The sequence below is a fragment of the Yoonia sp. BS5-3 genome (genome assembly GCF_038069655.2).
Classification (GTDB): domain Bacteria; phylum Pseudomonadota; class Alphaproteobacteria; order Rhodobacterales; family Rhodobacteraceae; genus Yoonia; species Yoonia phaeophyticola.
Window position 1 is genome coordinate 1973173 of sequence record NZ_CP150951.2, and the last position, 25001, is coordinate 1998173.

General features: G+C 55.6%; 24 protein-coding genes. 12 read left to right on the forward strand and 12 right to left on the reverse strand.

The window, feature by feature from the left end; all coding sequences use genetic code 11:
• The 6 genes from AABB29_RS09890 to AABB29_RS09915 all read right to left on the reverse strand — a co-directional run bounded on the left by AABB29_RS09890 (position 1) and on the right by AABB29_RS09915 (position 5771).
• Positions 1 to 1245, reverse strand: a complete 1245-nt coding sequence (locus AABB29_RS09890; protein ID WP_341367078.1) for an AAA family ATPase — start codon at positions 1243 to 1245, stop codon at positions 1 to 3.
• A 251-nt stretch (positions 1246 to 1496) separates the two neighbouring features.
• Positions 1497 to 2153, reverse strand: a complete 657-nt coding sequence (locus AABB29_RS09895; protein ID WP_341367077.1) for an OmpA family protein — start codon at positions 2151 to 2153, stop codon at positions 1497 to 1499.
• A gap of 15 nt (positions 2154 to 2168) precedes the next feature.
• The gene (locus AABB29_RS09900; protein WP_341367076.1) at positions 2169 to 3563 is read right to left on the reverse strand and encodes a type II and III secretion system protein family protein; all 1395 of its coding nucleotides are present in this window, start codon (positions 3561 to 3563) and stop codon (positions 2169 to 2171) included.
• Between the two features lie 512 nt (positions 3564 to 4075).
• Entirely contained in the window at positions 4076 to 4906 is an 831-nt protein-coding gene (gene cpaB / locus AABB29_RS09905) for a Flp pilus assembly protein CpaB (protein ID WP_341367075.1), read from the reverse strand.
• A gap of 341 nt (positions 4907 to 5247) precedes the next feature.
• The gene (locus AABB29_RS09910; RefSeq protein ID WP_373636482.1) at positions 5248 to 5556 is read right to left on the reverse strand and encodes a Flp family type IVb pilin; all 309 of its coding nucleotides are present in this window, start codon (positions 5554 to 5556) and stop codon (positions 5248 to 5250) included.
• Positions 5557 to 5591: 35 nt separating this feature from the next.
• Positions 5592 to 5771: a hypothetical protein gene (locus AABB29_RS09915; RefSeq protein WP_341367073.1), complete on the reverse strand. Its 180-nt coding sequence runs from the start codon at positions 5769 to 5771 to the stop codon at positions 5592 to 5594.
• Between the two features lie 349 nt (positions 5772 to 6120).
• Here AABB29_RS09915 and AABB29_RS09920 point away from each other — a divergent pair, with 349 nt between their 5' ends.
• Positions 6121 to 6963 carry a lytic transglycosylase domain-containing protein gene (locus AABB29_RS09920; RefSeq protein WP_341367072.1) on the forward strand — a complete coding sequence of 281 codons (843 nt, stop codon included), beginning with the start codon at positions 6121 to 6123 and terminating at the stop codon, positions 6961 to 6963.
• A gap of 2 nt (positions 6964 to 6965) precedes the next feature.
• Here the strand turns inward: AABB29_RS09920 and AABB29_RS09925 are convergent, their stop codons facing one another.
• The 5 genes from AABB29_RS09925 to dprA form a co-directional block, all read right to left on the reverse strand.
• A complete protein-coding gene (locus AABB29_RS09925; protein ID WP_341369106.1) occupies positions 6966 to 7592 on the reverse strand; it encodes a 3-oxoacid CoA-transferase subunit B in 627 nt (208 codons plus the stop codon).
• Positions 7589 to 8284: a CoA transferase subunit A gene (locus AABB29_RS09930; protein ID WP_341367071.1), complete on the reverse strand. Its 696-nt coding sequence runs from the start codon at positions 8282 to 8284 to the stop codon at positions 7589 to 7591. The genes AABB29_RS09925 and AABB29_RS09930 overlap by 4 nt, the downstream gene beginning before the upstream one ends.
• A 77-nt stretch (positions 8285 to 8361) precedes the next feature.
• Entirely contained in the window at positions 8362 to 9021 is a 660-nt protein-coding gene (locus tag AABB29_RS09935; RefSeq protein ID WP_341367070.1) for a hypothetical protein, read from the reverse strand.
• Positions 9022 to 9115: 94 nt separating this feature from the next.
• Positions 9116 to 11713: a type I DNA topoisomerase gene (topA, locus tag AABB29_RS09940; RefSeq protein ID WP_373636483.1), complete on the reverse strand. Its 2598-nt coding sequence runs from the start codon at positions 11711 to 11713 to the stop codon at positions 9116 to 9118.
• Positions 11714 to 11817: 104 nt separating this feature from the next.
• The gene (gene dprA / locus AABB29_RS09945) at positions 11818 to 12951 is read right to left on the reverse strand and encodes a DNA-processing protein DprA (protein WP_341367069.1); all 1134 of its coding nucleotides are present in this window, start codon (positions 12949 to 12951) and stop codon (positions 11818 to 11820) included.
• 428 nt (positions 12952 to 13379) lie between these two features.
• Here dprA and AABB29_RS09950 point away from each other — a divergent pair, with 428 nt between their 5' ends.
• A complete protein-coding gene (locus tag AABB29_RS09950) occupies positions 13380 to 14093 on the forward strand; it encodes a metallophosphoesterase (RefSeq protein ID WP_341367068.1) in 714 nt (237 codons plus the stop codon).
• Between the two features lie 114 nt (positions 14094 to 14207).
• Here the strand turns inward: AABB29_RS09950 and tldD are convergent, their stop codons facing one another.
• Positions 14208 to 15629 carry a metalloprotease TldD gene (gene tldD, locus AABB29_RS09955; protein ID WP_341367067.1) on the reverse strand — a complete coding sequence of 474 codons (1422 nt, stop codon included), beginning with the start codon at positions 15627 to 15629 and terminating at the stop codon, positions 14208 to 14210.
• A gap of 181 nt (positions 15630 to 15810) precedes the next feature.
• Between tldD and coxB the strand changes: the two genes are divergently transcribed.
• The 10 genes from coxB (at position 15811) to AABB29_RS10005 (ending at position 24876) form a co-directional block, all read left to right on the forward strand.
• Positions 15811 to 16632, forward strand: a complete 822-nt coding sequence (gene coxB, locus AABB29_RS09960; RefSeq protein WP_341367066.1) for a cytochrome c oxidase subunit II — start codon at positions 15811 to 15813, stop codon at positions 16630 to 16632.
• 82 nt (positions 16633 to 16714) lie between these two features.
• Entirely contained in the window at positions 16715 to 17647 is a 933-nt protein-coding gene (cyoE, locus tag AABB29_RS09965; protein ID WP_341367065.1) for a heme o synthase, read from the forward strand.
• Positions 17648 to 17851 carry a hypothetical protein gene (locus tag AABB29_RS09970; RefSeq protein WP_341367064.1) on the forward strand — a complete coding sequence of 68 codons (204 nt, stop codon included), beginning with the start codon at positions 17648 to 17650 and terminating at the stop codon, positions 17849 to 17851.
• A complete protein-coding gene (locus AABB29_RS09975; RefSeq protein ID WP_341367063.1) occupies positions 17848 to 18462 on the forward strand; it encodes a cytochrome c oxidase assembly protein in 615 nt (204 codons plus the stop codon). The genes AABB29_RS09970 and AABB29_RS09975 overlap by 4 nt, the downstream gene beginning before the upstream one ends.
• A 26-nt stretch (positions 18463 to 18488) precedes the next feature.
• Positions 18489 to 19292, forward strand: coding sequence for a cytochrome c oxidase subunit 3 (locus AABB29_RS09980; protein WP_341367062.1), 804 nt, complete (start codon positions 18489 to 18491; stop codon positions 19290 to 19292).
• A 91-nt stretch (positions 19293 to 19383) separates the two neighbouring features.
• Positions 19384 to 20064, forward strand: coding sequence for an SURF1 family protein (locus tag AABB29_RS09985; RefSeq protein WP_341367061.1), 681 nt, complete (start codon positions 19384 to 19386; stop codon positions 20062 to 20064).
• A 5-nt stretch (positions 20065 to 20069) separates the two neighbouring features.
• Positions 20070 to 21455: a threonine synthase gene (gene thrC, locus AABB29_RS09990; protein WP_341367060.1), complete on the forward strand. Its 1386-nt coding sequence runs from the start codon at positions 20070 to 20072 to the stop codon at positions 21453 to 21455.
• A complete protein-coding gene (locus AABB29_RS09995) occupies positions 21452 to 22720 on the forward strand; it encodes a pitrilysin family protein (RefSeq protein WP_341367059.1) in 1269 nt (422 codons plus the stop codon). The genes thrC and AABB29_RS09995 overlap by 4 nt, the downstream gene beginning before the upstream one ends.
• Positions 22720 to 23304, forward strand: coding sequence for a GNAT family protein (locus AABB29_RS10000; RefSeq protein WP_341367058.1), 585 nt, complete (start codon positions 22720 to 22722; stop codon positions 23302 to 23304). The genes AABB29_RS09995 and AABB29_RS10000 overlap by 1 nt, the downstream gene beginning before the upstream one ends.
• A gap of 162 nt (positions 23305 to 23466) precedes the next feature.
• Complete coding sequence (locus AABB29_RS10005) at positions 23467 to 24876, forward strand: FAD-binding oxidoreductase (RefSeq protein ID WP_373636484.1); 1410 nt, start codon at positions 23467 to 23469, stop codon at positions 24874 to 24876.
• Positions 24877 to 25001: the final 125 nt, after the last annotated feature.

The window sequence follows — 25001 nt, forward strand, 5'->3', positions numbered from 1 at the left end:
TTAGCTTCGCGCTTCAGCAGCATCGGCCTGATTGACCTCGTGCACGGATTTCGCAAGTTTCAAGATCTCCTTACGGAGCGCATTTTTACCCTGACCTTCTGCCAATGGTGTGCCGTGATCGGCGCTTTGCATAACGGGTTTGCCGCCATCCGGCAGCAGAACCTCAACCGATATGCCAAGGCTTTCTGACAGCCGTTTGACCCGGGCCTTGCCGTTTAGATCTGTAAAGCCCGGCGCGCGGTTCAAGACAAAGCGGATTTTTTCAAACGGCAGGTCTTCTGATTGCAATGCACGCTTGAGCCGTAGGGTGTTCTGGGCTGAACGCATATCCAGTTCGATCATCGAGAAGTAAACATGCGACAGCTCAAGAACCGTTTGTGTCCACTCCACCATAGTGGTTGGCATGTCGATAATGACATAGTCGAAATTCAAACGCGCCATCTCAATGATCCGCGCGATGTCGTCAGGCGTGATCATATCAAGCGGAATCATGTCCGTTGGGGACGTCAGGACATGCAGTTTTTCGCCATATGTCAGCAAGGCTTGCAGGAACATTTCTGTTTCCATCGCCTCGGTGTCGGTCAACATTTCCAAAACCGCTTCGCGGCGCGGTAGGTCTAGATATGTCGATGCAGTGCCAAACTGAAAGTCCAAATCCAGCAAGCAAACCTTCGGCGGATTGTCGTCATCGATATTCGCCAATTCCCACGCCATGTTGACGGCAAGCATGGTTGCCCCTGTGCCGCCTGCGAGGCCTTGGATGGGAATAATGACGCCGGATTTATCACCGGTTGCCTTGAACTGACGGTCACCCCCGGCTTGCTGCACGGGTTCTTCGGCGGTCAGGACACGCTCAATCGCGCGGGCTAACTCGTTTTCCGGCAGCGGATAGGGGACAAATTCATCACCGCCCTGGCGCAGCAACTGGTGCAACGCGGCTGGGCTGACATCTTCGGCGATCAGGATAACTTTGATCTTGGCCGCTTTCGCAGTCTCAATGACATTGGCAACCATTTCCAGATTGTCTTCGTCATTGGCATCCATCGCGATTGTTACGAATTGGAGCCCACGAGCATCAGGCTGCGCAAGAAATGTCGCAGCGTCCTCAAAGCTAAGATCACCCCACGAATCGCCAAGGGCGGCCTCCATATCCTCAATCAGAAGATCAAAAATCTGGACGTCGCGGCTGATGGTACAGGCGACAATTGGCGGTGGGTCGCTTTGAACGACCGGGCTCGTATTCATAGTCAAACGTCCTTATCGGTTTGATCGCTATCGCAATATGCCACAGATCGCACGGTGAACCACCCAGGGAATCGCCGATGGTCCGCTGCAGGCCGCAGCATACCTCTTGTTCATAAATATCGGGGTAAATCGTGTCGAGATTTGGACCAAAAGATCGTAATTGTGCGAAATATTGCGACGATCATGGAAAAAATCTGGAAGTGTTGACGCCGGATGCATGATCCGGCGTCAAACATATCGGCGGGTTTTGGCTAGCCGCCTGTACCCGTCTCAATTTGCGCTGCTGGCCCAGCATGCGGCGGAACCGCCCGTTCAATGTATTCACGGAAGATTACATTCGCGTATTTGCCGTTCAGCAGAGCTGGATCGTTTTCAACGAACCCGGACACTTCGGTCACGGTCCGGCGATTACGACGCTCACGTCCTTCTGTCACGACAAGCGGCTGTGTTTCGCCGAATGATGTGACTGCCTCAAGCCTGTTGCGATCGATCCCTTGCGCAGCAAGGAAGGATACGACCGCTTGTGCGCGGCGCAGACCCAGCGACCGGTTGTAGCCTTGGCTACCAACCAAATCGGTGTGACCGTAGACAGTGAAACGCACTTCAGGGAATTGACGGATCCAGTTTGCCTGCTGCGTCAGTGTTGCACGCGCTTCGGCGTCCAATACCGTCGAGTTGAAGGCGAAGTTCACCGTCGAATTCACGTCAGCTGCGAAACGACGCGCCAGGTTGATCGTATAGTCCTGTTGCCCGGTTTGAACCAAAGCGTTGTTCATCGTGGCGTTGCCAAAGTCACCGGAGTCGACCGAAGAACCTGCCTCAGAGTAGAATGATGAGAAGGTTGGATCAACCGGTGTGCACCCTGCGAGTGCGGCTGCGGCAATTGCCGTTGTCATTAAGTATTTCATTGACCTGTGCTCCAATCATTCATCCAGGACATAGCCGTAGGACCCGCTAAAGTCCTGGCGTGCCACTTCGCCTGCACCGCCGGAAGCTGGTGCGTCAGTTCTTGCCACCCGGCCAAAGAGGAACAAATCCTGCTCCGATGGGGGACGAACGCGGTCAGTTGGTAGTGCATATGCTTCGCCACGTGTTGGTGTGACAAGGTGCGGTGTTACAATGATGACCAGCTCGGTTTGCTCGCGCTGATATTCAGCACTGCGGAACAACGCCCCGAGGATAGGAACATCACCAACCCACGGCACCTGGTTGCTCAGGTCAGTGAACTCGTCCTGCAGCAAGCCGGCAATTGCAAAGCTTTCACCATCACGCATTTCAACGGTTGTTGTTGTTTCACGACGTGTGAAAGCATCAATCGTGAAGTCGTCGATCGTGATACCATTGGCTTCATCAATCGCCGATACTGCAGCAAGCAATTCAAGATTGATGATGTCACGATCAACAACGGTTGGGGTGAAGTTCAACTCGATACCAAACGGCTTATACTCGATGGTGATCACGTTGTTCAGGTTGCTCACCGGAACAGGATATTCACCGCCGGCAAGGAAAGTCGCTGCTTGACCGCTAAGCGCTGTCAAGTTTGGTTCGGCCAGTGTCCGAACAATGCCCCGGCTTTCTAGTGCTTCGAGCAAGACCCCGACGTCAAATTCGCCAGCGCCAAAACCGAAAAGAACGGCACCACGGCTTTCCGCTTCGGGAACCAAAGCAGAGTTCCCAGAAAACGCAGATGTCGTCAAACCGCCGACGGCCCCGCCACTATCGAGTGAGAGTGAGGTCGACAACGCTTTACTTACGGAACGCTGCATCTCGGCAAAACGCACTTTCAGCATCACCTGCTGTGTGCCGCCTACCATCATCAGGTTTGAAACCCGATCCGGTGCATAGCGGTTTGCCAAGTCAAGCGCACGATCAAGACGCGCTGTTGAGCTTACGGTGCCCGACAGAACGATGCCATCATTGGCTGTGCGGACTTCAATATTCTCACCGGGCAGAATTTGCGTCAGGCGCTCTTTGAATTCTGCCATGTCTGGTGAGACATGCACCTCAACATTGGTGATCAGACGCCCATCGGCGCCCAATAGTGTCAATGTCGTGCGCCCAGGCTCTTTACCGAGCACATAGATCGTGCGGTCGGACAAGCCCGAGATATCTGCAATGCCGGGATTCGCGATGGAAAGTTCCGCGAAGGGAACATCGCTCTCCACAACAACGGCCCGGTTCATCGGGACGCTAAGGGCACTGGACGCCGCGCCGCGCAGAACGCGCAACGTTTCGGCCGGTGCCATTGTCGGTGCCGCTGCTGTTAGCGACAACGTCAAGCCGGTTAATGCGGCTTTCAAAAATCGATTGTAGTTCATAAGTGACCTGCCTCTCCGATCACGCCTCGTTTATGGGTCTTAGTGCCCTGGATGGAGCGACCATGCGTCAGCTCTGCATTTTTATCAAGAATCAATGTGTTGGACGTCGAACCGAATGTGGATAAATCGCAACACTCTGAAATTTGGTGTCTGTTGGCACCCTTATCCAGCTGCATCGAAAGGCGGCATCGACGCAAGTTGTAGTAGCAAACGAGGCCCGCGACACTTCATTTCGAAGTTGTATTTTCCACTGCCTCGCATCTCAAAGAACACTTCTTTGCCGTCCAAGTGGGATAAATGCACAGTTGTAAAATCTGTTGTTGACGGATTGATGTCGTCTTAAGGGCGTCGGGGGCAAGTCTGTTGCCGGCTGACTATATCGTGCGCCGCATATGCTGGAGCGGCAAAAGCGCGCGTTTAGGGCATCGGTCGGACGGCATGGGTCAATTATAAAGAAAGAGGCGCAGCCGAACAGTCGACCGCGCCTCACGCATAACTTGGATATAGGAATACTATTCCGTGCAGGGAACTTCTTCCTGAATACGCTCTGTCCCAACACGGCGTGTGACGAAGCATATTTCTTCTTCTTCTTCTTCTTCCTCTTCGACGATCCCTAGTACCGTGGACACGTTTGTCGAAATAGCAGGCGCATCTCCAGTTGTTTCGTCGCTGCTACCAACGGGCGTGATCGAAAGCTGTCCGGCGCTATCCAATGCTCTCAGATCAGCAAAGTCTTCCGGAGATACCTGCAAAACAACACCGCGCCCGCCACCGTTGCCGTCAGCGTCGGGTGCTTCGATCGCGATAATTTCAAGACGTGACTTCACAAGACGAGAAATATCAAGGGCGTCGCCGACATTGCCTACCCAATACATATCTACAAAGTCGCGAATCCGCAACTCACCAGCGAAAGCACGCGTCATTTCATCAGGCAAAGGAAATGCACGCATGCCCGGGTCAAGCAAAGCTGTGATTCCTTGCGGCGCACCGGGGCGGGTCACTTTTGCTTCGACAATGGGTTCATTGACACGAACCGGCACTGTCACGACCCTAGGGACATTGATTCCTTCCGGAAAAAGTTCCTCCTCGGTCCGAAAAACACCCTCTGGAAGGTTGGCTTCAGCGTATTTGATAAGTTGGACGTCATCTTTCGTCAGCCGTTCGCCATATGTTAGATCCCGTACGGGCGAATAGACATCGACAACGGTCACTACATTGTTGGCTTTATCATAAGCTTCTGCAAGTGCCGCTTCTTGCGCGGCGAAATGTTGGTTAACAAGATAGACCGCAAAGCCGGCCAATCCCATGCCCACCAACAGGACCAATCCAAACACTGCGCGCATCTTCTTTACCTCGTCTTGTCGTTCTCATTCACGTTAATTTCGGGTTAACGTCTACATTATAACCATCAAACTGGAACAGCTGGGCTGCAACTTTTGGTCAACTTCTATATATCGACATCAAAACAGCTATACTTGCAATACGCTGCTGCCGTTATGGTTCGGTTAATCCCCTATCATCACTGATGCATGAAGCAAAGCAGTGAAATCTTCCGGTCTGCAATAATACAGGGCGAGGGGATGTAGTTTGAAACATGTGCGCGCCTTCATACGCGCTAAAAGCAAAACCCGCGCCATTGGTTTCGGAACGGGTTTAAAGGAAGCTATCTGTCTCGCGAGGATGTCTATCCCGGGTTCGTCTCTTGAGACCTCACCGTTTCACCAATTTCGTTAGCGAGATTAATTGCACCGCCATCAAAGGCCGCAACGATGAAAACACCTAACAAAACAATGCCCGCGGTAAGCACGACATAGTCAACTGTAATGGCGCCGTCTTCATCCGCAGCAAACGTCACCAAGGAGCGCCAGACTATACTCAACATTTCTTCACCCCTTTCCACCACATTTGCCCGTAAAGCCCCCGCCAGAAAGGGATGACAAATGGTGCGTAAAAAAAATTGCGCCGCAAGTGATGCGGCGCAACTTAACTTCAACTCGAAGCTATAGAACGCCTCGATAGCGGCAGCAATTAGCCGATATCGATGTTGCCCAGCTCGTCTTGGATGTCGTTTGCCAGGTCCTGTGCGCCAGTACGGATCGCAGCAGCAACGGCCAGGCCGAGCAGAACAATAGCAGCTGTCAGAACAACGAAGTCAACTGTTACAGCACCGTCTTCGTCGTTTTTGAAGTTCTTAATAAAGTTAAGCATTGTAGTCCCTCCTCAGGGTATCGCTTGAGTTTTCATTCCTCGCTGGGTCTCCTGAACCGCTATGGCTCTCTCGATCCCCGTCTTGGATGAGTACTTATAGCCCATGGAATGGGGCGGGAGTTTGGCGCGTTTGGCGTTTTTTCTGTCCCTAACGTTTTTTTTGATGGAAAATTATTAAGGTATTGATTTTATTAATTTATTATCTCTCTTGATGGTGGTTCATATGTTAACTGCGTTGCCAAAAAGCCCTTAATCGGGCCAAAAATGCGAAATTGTTCTATTGAATCTAGCGTTTTGGCGGAATCCTGCCATGCTGAATCCAATAATAAACGGCGAGCAGGATCAAAAAATGAATCGTTCCGTTATCGGTGCGGCGGCTTTGGCTGCCGTTTTATCTGTATCCCCCGTGGCGGCAGAGGTTCTGCGTCTACAGCCAGATTTCACCTTTAAACGTGTTCCCGTACCGACCGGCGATGCCGTTGGCCGTATCACTGTACAAATTGACCCCGATGCCCCGCGGCTCGGGCCGGTTTATGCGGACCCGGAAGAGGAAACAGCCGCCCCGTCGACAGATGATGTCGCACCAGCATTGCCCGTTTCGGGTCTTGAATGGTTTTGGGCAGGGGTTTCGCCGGATGCGCTGGCCTCTGGTCCCGCGCGTTTCATGAAGGCGATGGAGTTTATCAATAGCCCGCCCGAAGGCCACCGCGTGCCGTCACCACGTTTGCAATCGCTCCAGGATATTGTGAACGCGCATGGTCTGCATATCTTGCAAGAGACAGTTGGCACGAATGTATCGCCTGCGTTGGTTCTGGCGGTGATCTCAATCGAAAGCGCTGGCCGTGTTGATGCGGTTAGCTCAGCCGGGGCCGAAGGGCTGATGCAGCTCATCCCCGCGACCGCCGCGCGATTTAATGTCAGCGATAGCACAAACCCGGCCGAGAACATCAAAGGGGGCGTGGCCTATCTGGCGTGGCTCTTGGATCATTTCGACAATGATCCGGTACTGGCACTGGCCGCTTACAATTCGGGCGAGGGAAATGTCGCCAAATATGAAGGCGTGCCGCCGTTTGCTGAAACGCGGGCCTATGTGCCCAAGGTGCTTGCGGCATGGCAGGTGGCAAAAGGTCTTTGCCGAACCCCGCCCGAGCTGATCACGGACGGGTGCGTTTTTAACGTCAACGGGATCTGAAGTTAGACCAGCGTCGCCTCAGTGGCGGCGCGCAGTTCCTCTTCGGTCACACCGTCGGCGGTTTCGACAATCTTCAAACCGCCCTCAACCACATCCAGAACGCCTAAATTCGTGATGATCCGATCCACCACGCCTTTGCCCGTCAGAGGCAGCGTGCATTCTTTCAGCAACTTGCTGTCGCCGTGCTTGTTGGTGTGATCCATCACGACAACGACGCGTCCAACACCTGCAACCAGATCCATGGCGCCGCCCATGCCTTTGACCAGCTTGCCCGGAATCATCCAGTTGGCCAGATCGCCGTTTTCGGCCACTTCCATCGCGCCCAGGATCGCCATGGCAATCTTGCCGCCGCGGATCATGCCGAAGGATGTGGCAGAATCGAAATAGGCGGTCTGGGGCAGCTCGGTGATCGTCTGTTTACCGGCATTGATCAGATCTGCGTCTTCTTCCCCATCGATAGGGAAGGGGCCCATGCCAAGCATGCCGTTTTCGGACTGCAAGGTCACTTCAATCCCTTCTGGGATATAGTTAGATACCAATGTCGGAATGCCGATGCCAAGGTTCACGTACCAACCATCTTGCAGTTCCTGCGCAGCCCGCGCGGCCATTTGATTGCGATCCCACATTATGCTGTCCTCACTGTGCGCTGCTCAATCCGCTTTTCGTGTTCGCCCTGGATCAGACGGTGCACGTAAATGCCGGGCAGGTGGATCGTGTCGGGGTCAAGTGAGCCTGTCGGCACGATCTCTTCCACTTCGACGACGCAGGTTTTGCCGCACATAGCAGCGGGCGGGTTGAAATTGCGGGCGGTCTTACGGAAGACCAGATTGCCGGTCTCATCCGCTTTCCAGGCTTTGACGATGGACAGATCAGCAAAAATGCCTTCCTCCATGATGTAAGTCTCGCCGTTGAAATCCTTGTGCTCTTTACCCTCGGCAATGACGGTGCCGACACCGGTTTTGGTGTAAAAGCCGGGTATGCCGCAGCCGCCCGCGCGCATACGTTCGGCCAGCGTGCCTTGGGGGTTGAACTCTAGTTCCAGCTCGCCAGACAGATATTGGCGCATGAATTCGGCATTCTCACCCACGTAAGAGCTGATCATCTTTTTGACCTGTTTGGTCTGGAGCAGGATCCCGATACCAAAATCATCAACGCCTGCATTGTTTGAGGCAAAGGTCAGATCCTTGGTGCCGGCGTCTTTGATCGCATCCAGCAACAATTCCGGAATACCGCAAAGACCAAAGCCTCCGGCGGCGATGAACATGCCGTCAAACAGCAAGCCATCCAAAGCGGATGCTGCGTCTGGGTAAATTTTCTTCATACAAGGACCTCCCAATTCTGGGCGCAACATGGCGAGGGCCTTACTTAGAGTCAATAATTTTGCTGCAGTGCAGCGGTCTACCGAAGCGTGGCGAGGAAAGACACAAGCTCTTGGACCTGCGTGATCAGGGTTTCAGCGCTGCTTTGCGGCGCGGGGTCAGGGCCGGTCATTGCCGGCCAGCCTACAGTTGCCACCAGATCATTTTGTAGGGCGATCGCCGGTGCACGGCAGCCTGTTTCATCGCAGTAAATCACAAGATCATAGGCACTGTCATAAGGCGACGCGACCTGACAACTGAATGCTCGGCTGGCGATATCAGCAGCGCATAGGTAATCCGGCCCGCGTGTCTGAACGGCGTGCCCAGCGGCGAGTATGGCGCGATGCAGGTCCGCGCTTTGCGATGCTGCGGTTGCAGCATTGTCACTATGCGAAATGCGTAATTCTGTCAGGTCAAGGCCGGTGCGGGCGGGATCATAAGTGATGCTGGTGACCACCGGGATCGGATTCCCATGCCCATCCGAGGCGCGCGACGGGACGGTGACGCACTGCGTTTGCCCGTCTATCAACAAGGGCGAACCGGCAAGGCTTTCGGCGCGTAGAATGGGACCGCCACGATAGGTCACGCCATCCGCACCCTTTTGGCCGAAATCGACAAAGCGGTAATAATCGGGGCAGTCTTCGGCCAAAGCGGGCAGGGGTGCTGCGCAAAAGAGTATTATAAGAAGTGTCGCTTTCATCTGTTTCCCAAACCCGGGCTGGATTTGGGGAAGAGTGAAATAGGAAGGTCCAACATGGCAACGCCCTCGCGAAAACGTGAGGGGGGAAGCTGCCTTAGCTTGCCTTCTTCTTTACTGCCGTCTTTTTCGCGGGGGCCTTTTTCTTGGCGGTCGGTTTCTTTTTCGCAGGCTTCTTTTTGCCAGACTTGGCCGCGCGTTCATCAATCAGATCGACAGCCTGGGCCATGGTCAAATCGCTAGGCTCAATCGTGTCGGGGATTGTCGCGTTGATCTTTTCCCACTTCACATAAGGCCCGTATTTGCCGTCAAAGATATTAACCGGGCCGCCCGCCTCGGGGTGCTCGCCCAATTCGCGGATCGGGGTGGCCGCAGCGCCGCGCCCGCGCCGAGAGGCTACTTTTTCGGCCAAAAGCTGGACCGCGTGGTTCATGCCTACGGTCCAAACATCTTCAATCGTCGGCAGGTTCGCGTTCGTCCCGCCCTTGAATGATGTGTTTTCGGCATGTTTCAGATACGGCCCGTACCGGCCCAGATTGGCCCAGACATTTACGCCGTCCTCGGGGTGTTGACCGATGAGGCGGGGCAATTCCAGTAGGCGCAGCGCTTCTGGCAGACCGATTTCTTCGGGGTTCCAGCCTTCTGGCACACCCGTCCGCGGTGGCTTTTTATTGTCTTCGGTCACCTGCCCGCGTTGCACATAAGGGCCAAATCGCCCCTTGAAGACACGGATTTCATCGCCCTGATCTTCGCCCAGCAGTTTTCCATCAGGTGGGATGGCCGAAGCTTCGGCTTCGGGGTCCGGCGGACCGAAGGGCCGGGTATAACGGCATTCAGGATAGTTTGAGCAACCGATAAATGCCCCGCCAGAGCGCGCCGTCCGCATAGACAGGCGGCCAGTCCCGCAGTTGGTACACAGACGCGGATCGGTTCCATCCTCATTGGGGGGGAACAGATGCGGCTCTAGCACCTCATTGATCTTTTCCAGCACCTCAGTGATGCGCAGATCGGCGGTTTCGGCAACCGCTGCCGAGAAGTCACGCCAGAACTGGCCGAGCACTTGTTTATAGTCCGCATCGCCCGCGCTGACCTCATCAAGCTGGTTTTCCAGATCTGCAGTAAAGTCATAGCCGACATATTTGCGGAAATAGTTCGACAGGAACGCCGTAACCAAACGGCCTTTGTCCTGCGGGATCAGACGGTTTTTGTCTTTCTCCACATAGCCGCGATCCTGAATGGTCGTCACGATTGAAGCATAGGTCGATGGGCGGCCAATCCCCAGCTCTTCCATACGTTTGACCAGTGTGGCCTCGGTATAGCGGGGCGGGGGCTGGGTGAAATGCTGTTCAGGGTCGACCTTGGTCTTCGCGGCCGCTTCACCTTCGACGAGCTGCGGCAGGCGCTTGCTATCCTCATCCTCGCTGTCGTCTTTGCCTTCTTCATAGATGGCGATGAAACCGTCAAAGACCATCACCTGACCATTGGCACGCAAGATCACCTGTTCATCCGCGCTGGTCAGATCGACGACCGTGCGTTCCATTTTGGCGGCGGCCATCTGGCTGGCCATGGTGCGTTTGTAGATCAGATCATAAAGCTTGCGCTGATCGGTATCGACGATCTTGGCGCTGGCGGTGTCCACCATCATATCGGTGGGGCGGATACATTCGTGTGCCTCTTGGGCGTTTTTGGCTTTGTTTTTGTAGATGCGCGGGCTGTCGGGTAGATAGTTGTCGCCGAATTTGTCCTTGATCGCATCACGCGCACCGGTCACGGCCTCGGGGGCCATGTCGATCCCATCGGTCCGCATATAGGTGATCAAACCCGCTTCATAAAGGCGCTGGGCGACAGACATAGTCTGTTTGGCCCCCATGCCGAACTTGCGGCTGGCCTCTTGCTGCAGGGTCGAGGTCATGAAGGGTGGCGAGGGGTTGCGGGTCGCGGGTTTCGCCTCAACCGATTTGACCACTAGATCACGCGAATTGATCGCCTGGACCGCCATTTCGGCCTGGGTTTCGTTGCCCAGATCAAATTTATCCAGCTTCTTGCCTGCCAGATGGGTCAGGCGTGCTTCGAATTCTTGACCGCGTGCGGATTTCAGCAGCGCCTTCACCGTCCAATATTCTTGATTGCGGAAAGCTTCGATTTCCATCTCGCGTTCGACGATGATCCGCAGGCAAACCGATTGCACACGGCCTGCCGATTTCGCGCCGGGCAGTTTGCGCCACAGAACAGGGGACAGGTTGAAGCCGACCAGATAATCAAGCGCGCGGCGGGCCAGATAAGCCTCAACCAAAGGCTGATCGACCTGGCGGGGGTTTTGCATCGCGTCAGTGACAGCGGATTTTGTGATCGCGTTAAAGACCACGCGGCTGACGGGCGTATCCTTTTTGATGGCCTTGCGGGCAAGAAGGGCCTCGGTCAGGTGCCAGGATATTGCCTCGCCCTCGCGATCGGGGTCGGTGGCGAGGATCAGTTCGTTGTCATTTTTCAGCGCATCAACAATGGCTTTGATATGCTTTTTGCTATCGCTTGCGACTTCCCATTTCATGTCGAAATCGTCGTCTGGCAGCACGGACCCGTCCTTTGGCGGCAGATCACGGACATGCCCGTAGGACGCCAGAACCGTATAGTCCTTACCCAGATAGGTGTTTATTTTCTTGGCCTTAGCTGGGGATTCAACGACGACAACTGGCATGAGAGTCCTTTGTGAACGCGGGGCTTGTATAAGTCGCGCAAGATGTGGCGAGCCTTATACGATTGTCAATGCGACGTTTTTTGATCATCGCACAAGGGGGAAAATCAGCCAGTTTTCGCCAATAACCCACCGGCTTGCCGCGTGATTTTCCCATCAAGTTCCAAATCGACCAAGACGGGCGCGACACTTGTCGCTGGCGCGGCGATATCGCGCAAAAGCTGGTCTTCGGCAATTGGTGTGGGCCCCAAGCGCGATAGAATCATATTGTGTAACTTGGCAGTGTCCCGCAGTTTTGGCGCGGCTTTCGCAGGTGGTTTGAGGGGCAGTTCCGGTGCTGCGGTGTTGATCGCGCCGACGGCTTCAATCACGTCTTCTGCGTTGCGCACCAATGTTGCACCGTCCCGCAGCAGCATGTTGCAACCGGCCGCCCGCGCATCGAATGGATGGCCGGGCACGGCCAGTACGTCGCGGGCTTGATCAAGGGCGTTGCGCGCTGTGATCAAACTGCCTGATTTTGCGGCCGCTTCCACGACAACCACCGCGCGCGCCAGGCCCGAGATAATCCGGTTACGCATTGGAAAATGGCGTGCCTGCGGTTGCAGCCCCATCGGCATCTCGGAAACGATGAGCCCCTTTTGTTTGATTTTGTTAGATAATTCTGCGTTCTCGGCGGGGTAGATCACATCGACACCCCCAGCCAGAACCGCAATCGTACCACCCTCTAATGCGCCGTGATGGGCGGCGGTGTCGATGCCGCGGGCGAGGCCGGAGACGACGGTGAAACCTGCCGCTGCCAGGTCTGTCGCCAGGCGTTTGGCCATGCGCGTTCCAAGCGAGGATGCGTTCCGTGCCCCGACCAGCGCGATCATGGGGCGGCCTAATAATGCGGTTTGTCCCAAGCACCACAAAAGCGGAGGGGCGTCAGCGAGGTCGGCCAGCCCCGCAGGGTAGTCGGGCGTGCCATGTATCAGCAAGCGCGCGCCCGCCGATTTTGCGGCTGCCAATTCGGCTTTTACCACACCGATCGGGCAGATTTCATAGCCCGACACACCTGCTGATTTTGCGATTTCTGGTAGTACTTTCAAGGCGTTGTGGGCACTGCCGTGTTCAGCCAAAAGCCGATGATACGTCGCCACACCAACCCGGCGAGAGCGCAATAGGCGGAGCCGGTTGACCGTGTCGTCTTCCGTGGTGGGTAGGAGTGGGGGGTGAGTGGAAGAGGTGTGTTTTCCAGTCATCCTTTAGCTCCGCCATATTGCCTGAACAGAGGTAATTTGTCGGGGTTAACGAGGTATGAAGAAAGTTCCCGTCATTTGTCGAAAAAATGGGTGTTGATCATTAAACCTATGATTTTAGGAAAAACTTCGCATATGCATCGCGTACAGAAGCTGTACAGAACCTGTATGTACAGAGTCTCTGCCTCCCCCATAAATAGCGGGGTCGCTGCGCGGTGTTCGAACGATGCGTCGAATCGGAGATTGGAATGCGACCCTAAGTGTTCGCGCGGCTGTTTCGGTTCGGTTCGTAATTTCGTGACCAGTGCCAGATTTTTTGTGCCGCTTAACGAATGTCTGGTTCGAGCCCATCTCGACGGATGCCTTGCCCCGCACGAACGTCCGGTTCGAACAGGATGGCACATCCTCCAATAAGCTTCTAATCTGAAATTATGGACAAAGTCATTTACGCTATCGGCGACGTACATGGTCGGGACGACCTACTAGGTGAGTTGCACGAGCACATTTGTAACCACCACGAACTGATGCATTCTGGCCGAGATGCCGAATTGATCCACATAGGAGATTACATCGACGGTGGCGCACAGAGCCGCGAAGTCGTTGACCGGCTTATGGCAGGCCTGCGCGGTTTTCGGACTACATGTCTTCTTGGAAATCACGAAGCGATGCTGCTGGAATGCTTGGCCACCGATAATCGACAAGCTTGGTACACATGGCTTTCAAATGGTGGTGAAGAAACCGTTGCATCATTTGGCATGTCTCTCCGTTTTGGCGGGTACGATCCTGATGAGCTTCTTGCGAGCTTAGGTGAAGAAAGAGTTGCTTGGCTTAGATCGTTGCCACTTTCCAGAAGTGTCGCGCCATATTTCTTTGTTCACGCTGGAATTGTTCCGGGCGTACCAATTGATGAACAAGAACCCAAAGATATGCTTTGGATTAGATCACGCTTCCTAGAGAGCGACGAAGATCATGGCTGCATAGTTGTGCATGGTCATACTCCGGGTGACGAACCTGTGGTTAAGGCCAATCGCATTTGCATCGATACTGGTGCAACGTCCAATGGTCTGTTGACCGCAGTTGTATTGGATGGGGCTGCTGCTCCGATCTTCTTACGCGCGGTCGGACGCCCCGGAAAAAACGGTTAGTGTTGCCGAAACCGGCCATTGGCGCATTCGCAGCGAATTCACCCTTCGTCCGCATAACGCCTGTTCATTGGGAAACAGTTCCCAAAGCCGCTTTCAGCTATATTGGGTGCTGATCTAAGCCGCCGCTCCGCCAACTGTCAGCCCGCCGATCATCAGGCTGGGTTGTCCGACGCCCACTGGTACCCATTGCCCTGCTTTCCCGCAGTTCCCCATGCCCGGATCAAGTTCCATGTCGTTGCCGATCCCGCGGATTTGTTTGAGCGCGGTCGCCCCGTCCCCAATCAGCGTCGCCCCTTTGACAGGCGCCCCCACGATCCCGTTTTTGACCCGATATGCCTCGGTACAGCTGAAGACGAATTTGCCGTTGGTGATGTCGACCTGTCCGCCGCCAAAGCCCACGGCGTAGATCCCGTCTTTGAGGTCAGCCACCAAGCTTTCAGGGGCCGCATCGCCCGCCAGCATATAGGTGTTTGTCATCCGGGGCATGGGCGCGTGTGCGTAGCTTTCGCGTCTGCCGTTGCCTGTGGGGGCCACTCCCATCAGCCGCGCGTTTTGCCGGTCTTGCATGTAGCCCACCAGCACCCCGTCTTCGATCAGCGTGTTTTTGGCGCTGGGCGTGCCTTCGTCATCGACGGTGATAGACCCCCGTCTGTCGGGGATCGTCCCGTCATCGAGCACCGTCACCCCTTTGGCTGCGATTTGCTGCCCCATCAACCCTGCAAAAGCGGATGAGCCCTTGCGGTTGAAATCCCCTTCCAGCCCGTGCCCGATGGCTTCATGCAGCAAGATCCCGGGCCAGCCGGGCCCAAGCACCACATCCATCACGCCAGCGGGGGCTGCTTCGGCGTCAAGATTGACCAAGGCGATCCGTAGCGCTTCGCGGGTTGTGCTTTCCCAATTGTCCCGGCTGATCAGACCGATCAACCCGGCCCGTCCGCCGCCGCCCGCCGCGCCGCTTTCGCGTTTGCCGTTTTGTTCAACAATGACGCTGACATTGAGCCGCGACATCGGCCGCGTGTCGGTGACAAGCGTGCCTTCGGGGCGCAGGATCAGCACCTCTTGGTGGGATGCGGCCAATGTGGCGCTGACTTGGACAACCCGTTTGTCCAGCCCCCGTGCGAACGCGTCGATTTCCCGCAGCACGTCAACCTTGGCCGGAAAACTGGCCTGCAGCATTGGGTCTTCGTCACTATATAGTTTGCGATTTGTCCCCGCAGGTGCGGCCGCCATCGTGCCGCCCCCATCGCCAACCGCAAGCCGTGCTGTTGCCACCGCCCGCCGCAAGGCATGTTCATCGATTGTGGTTGAATGGGCGTAACCGGCGGTTTCCCCTTTCACCGCCCGCAGGCCGAACCCTTCGGAGGCATCGAAACTGGCGGTCTTAACCCGACCGTCATCAAATGACAGTACCTCGGATTTGCGCCGTTCGAGAAAGAGCTCGCCGTCATCGGCGCCGGCGGTTGCTTCGTTCAGTAGCCGAAGGGCGGTTTGCTGATCGAGATTGGTTTCAAACGGGCGGAATGGATCAGCGGACATTCATTTTTCCTTTGCAGGGGGCAGTTTCAGGGCAAAAGCGCCGTTTTGACGCAACACCGGTTCTTGAGTTGTTCATCAAGATATGGGACATGACCCTGCGAATACAACGGGATTCCGTCTTGTGGGCGAGCCCTTTGCAGTAAAGAATCGCCCCCTGGGTGTAACGAAGTTAGGGTATATTATGGGACTGAAACGCATCGCGACCTCATTTTGGGCAGCTGCTGGTCTGATTCTTGCGGGCGTGCCTGCCCGCGCGCAGGATATCGTTGGTCAGGACCTGGAAATCGTCGGACGCCCTGTTGATGGCGCCACCGGCTTTCAGCCCGCCGCCACCGAATTGGCCCGCGATGTGCAGTGGTTGGACAATTTGCTGCTGATTATCATCACCGTGATTTCCCTGTTTGTGACTGGTCTGCTGGCCTGGGTTGTCATTCGCTACAACCAAAAGCGTCAGCCTGTGCCCGCCACATTTACCCATAACTCGCCCCTTGAGGTCGCCTGGACTGTTGTCCCGATTATCATTCTGGTCTTTATCGGTGCCTTTTCACTACCCGTTTTGTTTAAACAGCAAGAGATCCCCGAGGCTGATCTGACCATCAAGGTCACCGGTTATCAGTGGTATTGGGGCTATGAGTATGTTGACGAGGGTGTCGAATTCGAAAGTTATATGCTCGGCCGTGACGAGCTGGAAGAATATGGTTACAGCCAGGATGAATATCTGCTGGCCACAGATACAGCCGTCATCGTGCCTGTCGGCGCTGTTGTTGTCATGGATGTCACTGCTGCTGACGTGATCCATTCCTGGACCATTCCTGCCTTTGGCGTGAAACAAGACGCCGTGCCCGGCCGTTTGGCCCAGTTGTGGTTCGCCGCCGAGCGTGAAGGGATATACTTTGGTCAATGCTCTGAGCTGTGCGGTAAGGATCATGCTTATATGCCGATCACGGTCAAAGTCGTCAGCCAAGAGGTCTATGACGATTGGTTGGCTGAGGCGACCTCTTAACGCGCCGATGGGTTGAAAACCCATTTTGCAACCTAACTGAAACAAAGGCTGGGTATACGCCCATCTGATGTAAGGGACTGGGATGACGGATTTTACCGCCATAGACACACCACATGAGGCCGGGATGGGCGATTATTTCGCCCTGCTGAAACCCCGGGTGATGTCGCTGGTGGTTTTCACCGCACTTGTTGGTCTTTTGGTTGCCCCTGTCCCGGTGCATCCGTTTGTGGGCTTTGTTGGTATTCTTTGTATCGCCGTTGGGGCGGGTGCCTCGGGCGCTTTGAACATGTGGTGGGATGCCGACATTGACGCCAAGATGAAGCGGACCGAGGGGCGCCCGATCCCGTCTGGCCGGGTGCAACCGGGTGAGGCGCTGGGCATCGGTCTAGCCCTTTCAGGTTTTTCGGTCATTCTTTTGGCGCTGGCCACCAACTTCTTTGCCGCTTTCCTGCTGGCCTTTACGATCTTCTTTTACGCTGTCGTCTATTCGATGTGGCTGAAGCGGGCGACGCCGCAGAATATCGTCATCGGCGGTGCGGCTGGCGCATTTCCCCCAATGGTTGGCTGGGCCATTGCGACCGGCGGCGCCAGCATTGAAAGCGTGCTGATGTTCGGCCTGATTTTCATGTGGACGCCGCCCCATTTCTGGGCGCTCGCCCTTTTTGTAAAGTCCGACTATGGCAATGCGGGCGTGCCGATGCTGACCGAGACCCATGGCCGCGACGCGACCCGTACCCATATTTTGGTCTATACAATTCTGCTGCTGCCCGTGGCGATCGGGCTTGCCTTTACCAGCATTGGCGGCCCGATTTATCTGGCTGTCGCTGTGCTGATGAATGCCTGGTTCCTGAAAGGCGCCTACGACATCTGGCGCCGCGACGATGCGGCCTCTGAGGCCGATCGTCACAAAGTCGAAATTAACGTCTTCAAAGTCTCGCTATACTATTTGTTTGCCCATTTCTGTGCATTGCTGCTGGAAGCGGCCCTGCGTCTTTATGGGCTAGGGGGCTGGTAAATGCCGATTGAGGTCGAACATGAGCTGCACACCCGCCGTAAAGGCCGGAATTATGGTGTTGGCCTGCTGTTGATCGGCTTTATCGCGATTGTTTTTGGCCTGACAGTTGTCAAAGTATTGCAGCTTGGTGATGCTGGCCAGTTTGAACGAACCGACCATGTGCTGCGCCCGCAGCTGGTTCCAGAAGAAGAGGTGAGCGAATGAAAATTCTTCCCAATCTTCAAGGCCCCCAACGCACCGCCGCGCAGGCCGTTTGTGTTGTGATCTTCATGGGCGGGCTCGCCTGGGCCTCTGTCCCGTTTTACGATTGGTTCTGCCGGGTTACCGGTTTTGGCGGCGCGACCAACGTCGTCGATGCCGAAAGCGATGTGATTCTTGATCAGACCATCAAGATACGCTTTGATGCCTCGCTTGAGCGCGATATGCCGTGGAGCTTTCAGCCCGAGGTGCGCGAGATGGAAATTCGCATCGGCGAAACCGGTCTTGCCTTTTACGAGGCGCATAACCCGCTGGATGTCCCCATTGCCGGGCAGGCCGCCTATAACGTCACGCCGTATGAAGCCGGCGCATTTTTCGACAAGATTGAGTGCTTTTGCTTTACCGAGCAGGTGCTGATGCCGGGCGAGACCGTCATGATGCCGGTCAGCTTTTTCGTCGATCCTGCGATCGTAGATGATCGCGAGGGCCAATATGTGCATACGATCACGCTAAGCTACACGTTCTACGAGATCGATTTACCCGAGGATGCAGTGCAGGCCGCGCTTGCCCCGGAAACTTTGACACCTGCGTCGCAAGACGCCATACACACGAACTGAAGATCAGCCGATAGGGAACGCACCAGATGGCGCATGTAAAGAACCACGATTATCATATTTTGCCACCCTCAATCTGGCCGATGCTGAGTGGCATCGGATCATTTGTGATGCTGTTTGGCGCTGTGAGATGGATGCATGGCTCTGGCCCGTACATGTTCCTGATCGGCTTTGCTGCGGTTCTTTACGTGATGTTTGCCTGGTGGTCTGATGTGGTCGCTGAAAGCAATGCAGGCGATCATACGCCGGTGGTGCGGATCGGCCTGCGCTATGGTTTTATCATGTTCATCATGTCCGAGGTGATGTTCTTTGCCGCATGGTTCTGGTCGTTCTTCAAACACGCCATGTACCCGATGGAAAGCTATGTCGGCTCGACCTATACGCAGCCAGAGTTCTATCAGGTTGATGCGTTCCACCTGCCGTTGATGAACACGCTGGTTTTGCTGTGCTCTGGCATGGCCGTGACCTGGGCGCACCACGCGCTTGTCCATGAAAACAACCGCAAAGATGTTGAGAATGGTTTGCTTTTGGCTGTGGTTCTGGGCATCTTCTTTACCTTCCTGCAGGGCTATGAGTACTGGTATTTGCTGGCCTCTCAGGATTGGACTTTTGGCGGGGATGAGTTCTTTTCGAACTTCTTCATGGCCACCGGGTTCCACGGTTTTCACGTGATTATCGGGACCATCTTCTTGTTCGTTTGCTATCTGCGCGTCCGTGCCGGTCACTTCACACCTGAAAAGCATATCGGTTTTGAGGCCGCTGCCTGGTATTGGCACTTTGTGGATGTGGTGTGGCTGTTCCTATTCTTTGCCGTCTATATCTGGGGCATTTGAGCGCGATGATCTGGTAAGATGGGTTTCGACCCATCTTGCAGTCGTTTGGACGCGCGGGTGATCACCCCGCGCGTTTGCTATTTTGAGGCGCATGATGTTGCGTAAAATACTCTTTCCATTGATCCTTGGCCTGTCTGGCTGCGCCGTGCTGATCAGTCTTGGCCTTTGGCAGGTTGAAAGGCTTGCCTGGAAGGAAGATATCCTGGCCGATATCGCAGCCCGTCTTGCTGCTGATCCCATGCCACTATCGCTGGATGTGAACGAAGAGGCGCATGAGTATCGCGCCGTGACTCTGACGGGCATGCCAACCGGGGATGAATTGCATGTGCTGGTCTCGGGCACGCAGGCCGGGACTGGTTATCGTGTTATTTCAAAAATGGTGACATCTGATGGCCCTATCCTGGTTGATCTGGGATTGCTGCCGCTTGATGCCAAAGATGCCGCCCCCTTCATTGCCCCGATGCAGATGACGGGCCGTTATCTGTGGCCCGATGATCAAAATGACAGCACCCCCGATCCCGATCTGGCCGAGAATATCTGGTTCGCCCGCAACATCCCGGCCATGTCGGCGGCGTTGGACACCGCGCCGCTGATGGTCGTACTGACATCAGCGGACCCGGCCGATCCCCGCATTACCCCGCTGCCCATCACGACTGCCAATATCAAAAACGATCATTTTGAATATGCGGTCACATGGTTCTTGCTGGCGGTGGTCTGGGCCACTATGACCCTGTTCTTGATAGGCCGCACCATCAGATCAAAGGACACCTGAGCCCCATGCGCTATATCTCGACCCGCGGGACCGCCCCTGAATTGTCATTTGAAGAGGCGATGCTGACCGGTCTTGCCCGCGACGGGGGCCTTTATGTCCCTCAAGACGTGCCGGTCCTGACCCACGCCCAGATCGCTGCGATGGCCGGCAAATCTTATGAAGAGGTCGCATTTGATGTCATGCGCCCCTTTATCGGTGACACTTTTACGGATGCCGAATTCAAGGGTCTGATTGATCAGGCCTATGCCGGTTTTGGCCATGCCGCCCGCGCCCCTTTGGTGCAGCTGGATGCCAACCATTATCTGCTTGAGCTGTTCCATGGCCCGACCTTGGCCTTCAAGGATTTTGCCATGCAATTGATTGGCCAGATGTTTCAGGCCGCCTTGTCCCGCTCGGGTGATCGCGTGACGATTGTTGGCGCAACGTCGGGCGATACAGGCTCTGCCGCGATTGAGGCCTTTCGCGGCTTGGCGGCCGTGGATGTGTTTATCCTGTACCCGCATGGCCGCGTGTCTGAGGTGCAGCGCCGCCAGATGACCACCCCGGTTGAGGCCAATGTGCATGCTTTGGCTGTGGATGGCGATTTTGACGATTGTCAGGCTGCCGTGAAAGACATGTTCAATGATTTTGCCTTCCGTGATGAGGTCCGCCTGGCCGGTGTCAATTCGATCAACTGGGGCCGTGTGCTGGCGCAGGTGGTCTATTACTTCACCGCGGCTGTCTCTTTGGGTGCCCCGCATCGCGAGGTCAGCTTTACCGTGCCTACTGGTAATTTTGGCGATATCTTTGCGGGCTATATTGCCAAGAAGATGGGCCTGCCCATTGCCGATCTGGTTGTCGCAACCAACCGCAATGACATTCTGCACCGCACTTTGGAAACGGGTGCCTATACCAAGCAGGGTGTCACCCCGACCATCAGCCCTTCGATGGATATTCAGGTCAGTTCCAACTTTGAACGCGCCTTATTTGATGCCTATGGCCGCGATGGTGCGGCGGTGGCGGCGCAGATGGAGGATCTTAAATCGGGCGGTTTTGAGATCAGCCAAGGCGCCTATCAGATGCTGAAAGAGACGTTCAAATCCGGCCGTGCCTCGGAAGAAGACACGAATGCTGCCATCAAGACCTATTTTGCGCGGCACGGCGAATTGCTTTGCCCGCATACAGCCGTTGGCGTGCATGTGGCTGAGCCGCATCTGGGCCGTACCCCAATGGTCACATTGGCCACAGCCCATCCCGCCAAATTCCCCGATGCGGTGAAAGAGGCAGCAGGTGTGACGGCGCCTCTTCCCCCGCGCATGGCGGACCTGTATGACCGGCCCGAACGCCTGACGCGCGTCTCGGGGGATCTGGCCGCCTTGCAGGCCGTCATTAGGGAACGGATCACGCATTGACGATTGAACTGCACACGCTGTCCAACGGTTTTCGGATCGTGACAGAAGACATGCCTGGCCTGAAATCGGCCAGCATCGGTATTTGGGTCCAGGCCGGTGGCCGCCATGAGCGCCCCGAACAGAATGGTATCGCCCATTTTCTAGAGCATATGGCCTTTAAAGGCACCAAGACCCGCAGCGCGTTGCAGATTGCCGAAAGCATCGAAGATGTTGGCGGCTACATCAACGCCTATACCAGTCGCGAGATGACGGCCTATTACGCGCGCGTTCTTGAGGATGACGTGTCTTTGGGCCTTGATGTGATTGCCGATATCCTGCTGAACCCGCTTTTTGACCCCGCCGAGATCGAGGTTGAGCGCGGTGTGATCTTGCAAGAAATCGGTCAGGCGCTGGATACCCCCGACGATATCATTTTCGATTGGCTGCAAGAGGTGGCCTATCCCGATCAGCCCCTTGGCCGTACTATTCTTGGCCCCACTGATCGTGTCAGTGCTTTTAGCCGCGACGATTTGCAGGCTTTCGTGGGCGAGCATTATGGCCCCAATCAGATGATTCTGTCCGCCGCCGGTGCGATTGATCACGATGCCATCATTCGTCAGGCAGAGGCCCTGTTTGGCCATTTGCCCGCCATCGAACGCCCCGCAAGCCTGCTGCAACCTGCCTGCTTTAGTGGCGGAGAGCGCCGCGAGGTCAAGGCGCTTGAGCAGGTTCATTTTGCCCTTGCCCTTGAGGGGCCGACCTATCTGGACCCATCGATCTATACTGCGCAAATCTATGCCTCGGCCATGGGCGGCGGTATGTCGTCGCGCCTGTTCCAGGAAATCCGTGAGAACCGCGGTTTGTGCTATACGATTTTTGCGCAGGCGGGTGCTTATGAAGATACCGGTCTGACCACGATCTATGCTGGCACAAGCGCCGCGCAGATCGAAGAGTTGGCTCATGTCACCATGGACGAGATGAAGCGCGCCGCATCTGATATGACTGCCGCCGAAGTCGCTCGCGCCCGCGCCCAAATGAAAGCCGGTTTACTGATGGGCCTTGAAAGCCCGTCAAACCGCGCAGAACGGTTAGCCCGTTTGCTATCTATCTGGGATCGCATTCCAAGCATTGATGAAACCATCGCGCGGATTGATGCGGTCACCACTGGTGATGTAAAGGATTTTGCAGGCCAGATGGCCGGGCAAGCCACAACAGCCATGGCCCTATATGGCCCTGCTGAGGCGGCACCGACGCTTGATGCGTTGAAAGCCAGATTGGCTGCTTAATGCTGCGCGCCCGTCGGAAGATCCGCATCGAAGCTGAACGGCTGACTCTGCGCCCACCAGTGCATAGTGATTACCGCGCCTGGGTCGCGCTGCGCCAGCAAAGCCGAGATTTCCTAACCCCGTGGGAACCCACATGGGCCCCTGATCATCTGTCCCGCAAGGCCTTTACCAATCGTGTGTATTGGGCGCAGCGTTCAATCAGCAATGGCACGGCCGTTCCGTTATTCATGATCCGCCGTGAAGATCAGATGTTGGTTGGGGCCATCACCCTTGATCACATCAGTCGCGGCCCAGCCCAATCAGCCACCACCGGTTACTGGATCGGTGCCCCTTTTGCCCGGCAGGGTTTTATGCGCGAGGCTATCAAGGCGGTTGTTCATCATGCCTTTACCACGATGGATCTTAGCCGGATTGAGGCCGGATGCCTGCCCGAAAATGCCCCGTCGCGCCGGTTACTGGAACAATGCGGCTATAAATACGAAGGCGTCGCCCAAAGCTATTTGCAGATCAATGGCCGCTGGCGAAACCACGTGCTTTACGCAAATCTGCGTCATGACCGTCGCGGCAAAACGGACGTTGGCTGATCCCGTTAATTTGCAGTTGGACAGCTTTCTGTTTTGGCCCATGTAGGGGGCTAAAGGGTCATGTGAAAAATCTGAATCAGGTGACGCTGCCTGAAATCAAAGACCTGATACGCGATGTATCGGATATTTTGCCAAGCGCTATACAGACAGGGGAACGATCTGATGCTCAATCCAGTGACCACAGCCTTTGAAACACAGCTTCGCGCGATCCTGCCAGAGACCGCATTCAAAGCTGATCCGACCCCCTACCTGACAGAGCCGCGCGGTCGTTGGACGGGGCAGGGATTTGTGGTTGCGCCAGCCAGTACACAAAAGGTTGCCGCCGTCGTACGTGCCTGCGCGGATGCAAAGATTGGTATTGTCCCCTATGGTGGCGGCACCGGGTTGGTTGGTGGCCAATTGCAATATGATGGCCCGCCCCCGGTCATTTTGTCGCTGGAGCGCATGAACCAGATTCGCGACATCTATCCTTCGGAAAATGTGCTTGTTTGCGATGCAGGTGTCATCCTCGCCAATGTGCAAAAGGCGGCAGAGGATGTGGATCGGCTTTTTCCGCTGTCGCTGGCCTCTGAAGGCTCTGCCCGGATTGGCGGTTTATTGGCGACCAATGCGGGCGGCGTGAATGTACTGCGTTATGGCAACGCCCGCGCCCAGTGTCTGGGGCTTGAAGTGGTCCGTCCTGATGGCACTATCTGGCATGGCCTGACCCGTTTGCATAAGGACAACACCGGCTATGACCTGCGCAATCTGATGATTGGCGCAGAGGGCACATTGGGCATCATTACCGGCGCTGCGTTAAAACTGTCCCCCCGTCCTGTGGGCATTGGCGCGGCAATGATGGCTGTTCCGTCCCCAGATGCTGCCTTGGCCTTGCTTGCCCTTGCCCGTACCCAGCTTGGTGATGGTATCTCAGCCTTTGAGATCATCCACCGCCAAAGCTTTGAATTTCTTGCCGAAGTTGGCCCCGAGATCAAATCACCCTTTGCTGAAATCCCCGAATGGTGCGTGTTGATTGATGTGGGTCTGGCCGCCGGGCTTGCGCCCAATGAGGCTTTGGAGGCGCTGTTTGTTGCCGCCTTTGATGCCGATCTGGTCACCGATGGTGCCGTCGCCCAAAGCCATGCGCAGCGCACCGCCTTTTGGCATATTCGCGAAAGTATCCCCGAGGCGAACCGCCGGATCGGATCGATCAGTTCACATGATATTTCGGTCCCGCTGAGCGCGATCCCGACCTTCATCACCCGCGGCGCAGAGGCGCTTGCCGCGTTGGGCGCGTTTCGGATCAATTGTTTTGGCCATCTGGGTGACGGCAATTTACATTATAATGTGTTCCCCATGCCCGGTTTGACCCGGGCCGATTATGAGGCCGCGCGCCCGCAGGTGAAACGCGTGGTACATGACTTGGTCCATCAGATGGCTGGTTCGGTCAGTGCTGAACATGGGATTGGCCGGCTCAAGGTGGATGACCTTGCTAAATACGGTGATCCGGCCAAGCTAGAGATGCTGCGCGCAATCAAAAAGGCGCTTGATCCCGATGGTATCATGAACCCCGGGGCGGTGGTTCGCCTTTGATCCGTCCGGACGCCTCCGGCGGGAGTATTTTCCGGAAATAAGAAGTTGTTAAGGACGATCCGATAAAACCCTCCGGCGGTACAGGCTGGAGAGCCGATGATCGTGAAATGAGAAGTCGCCCGGCA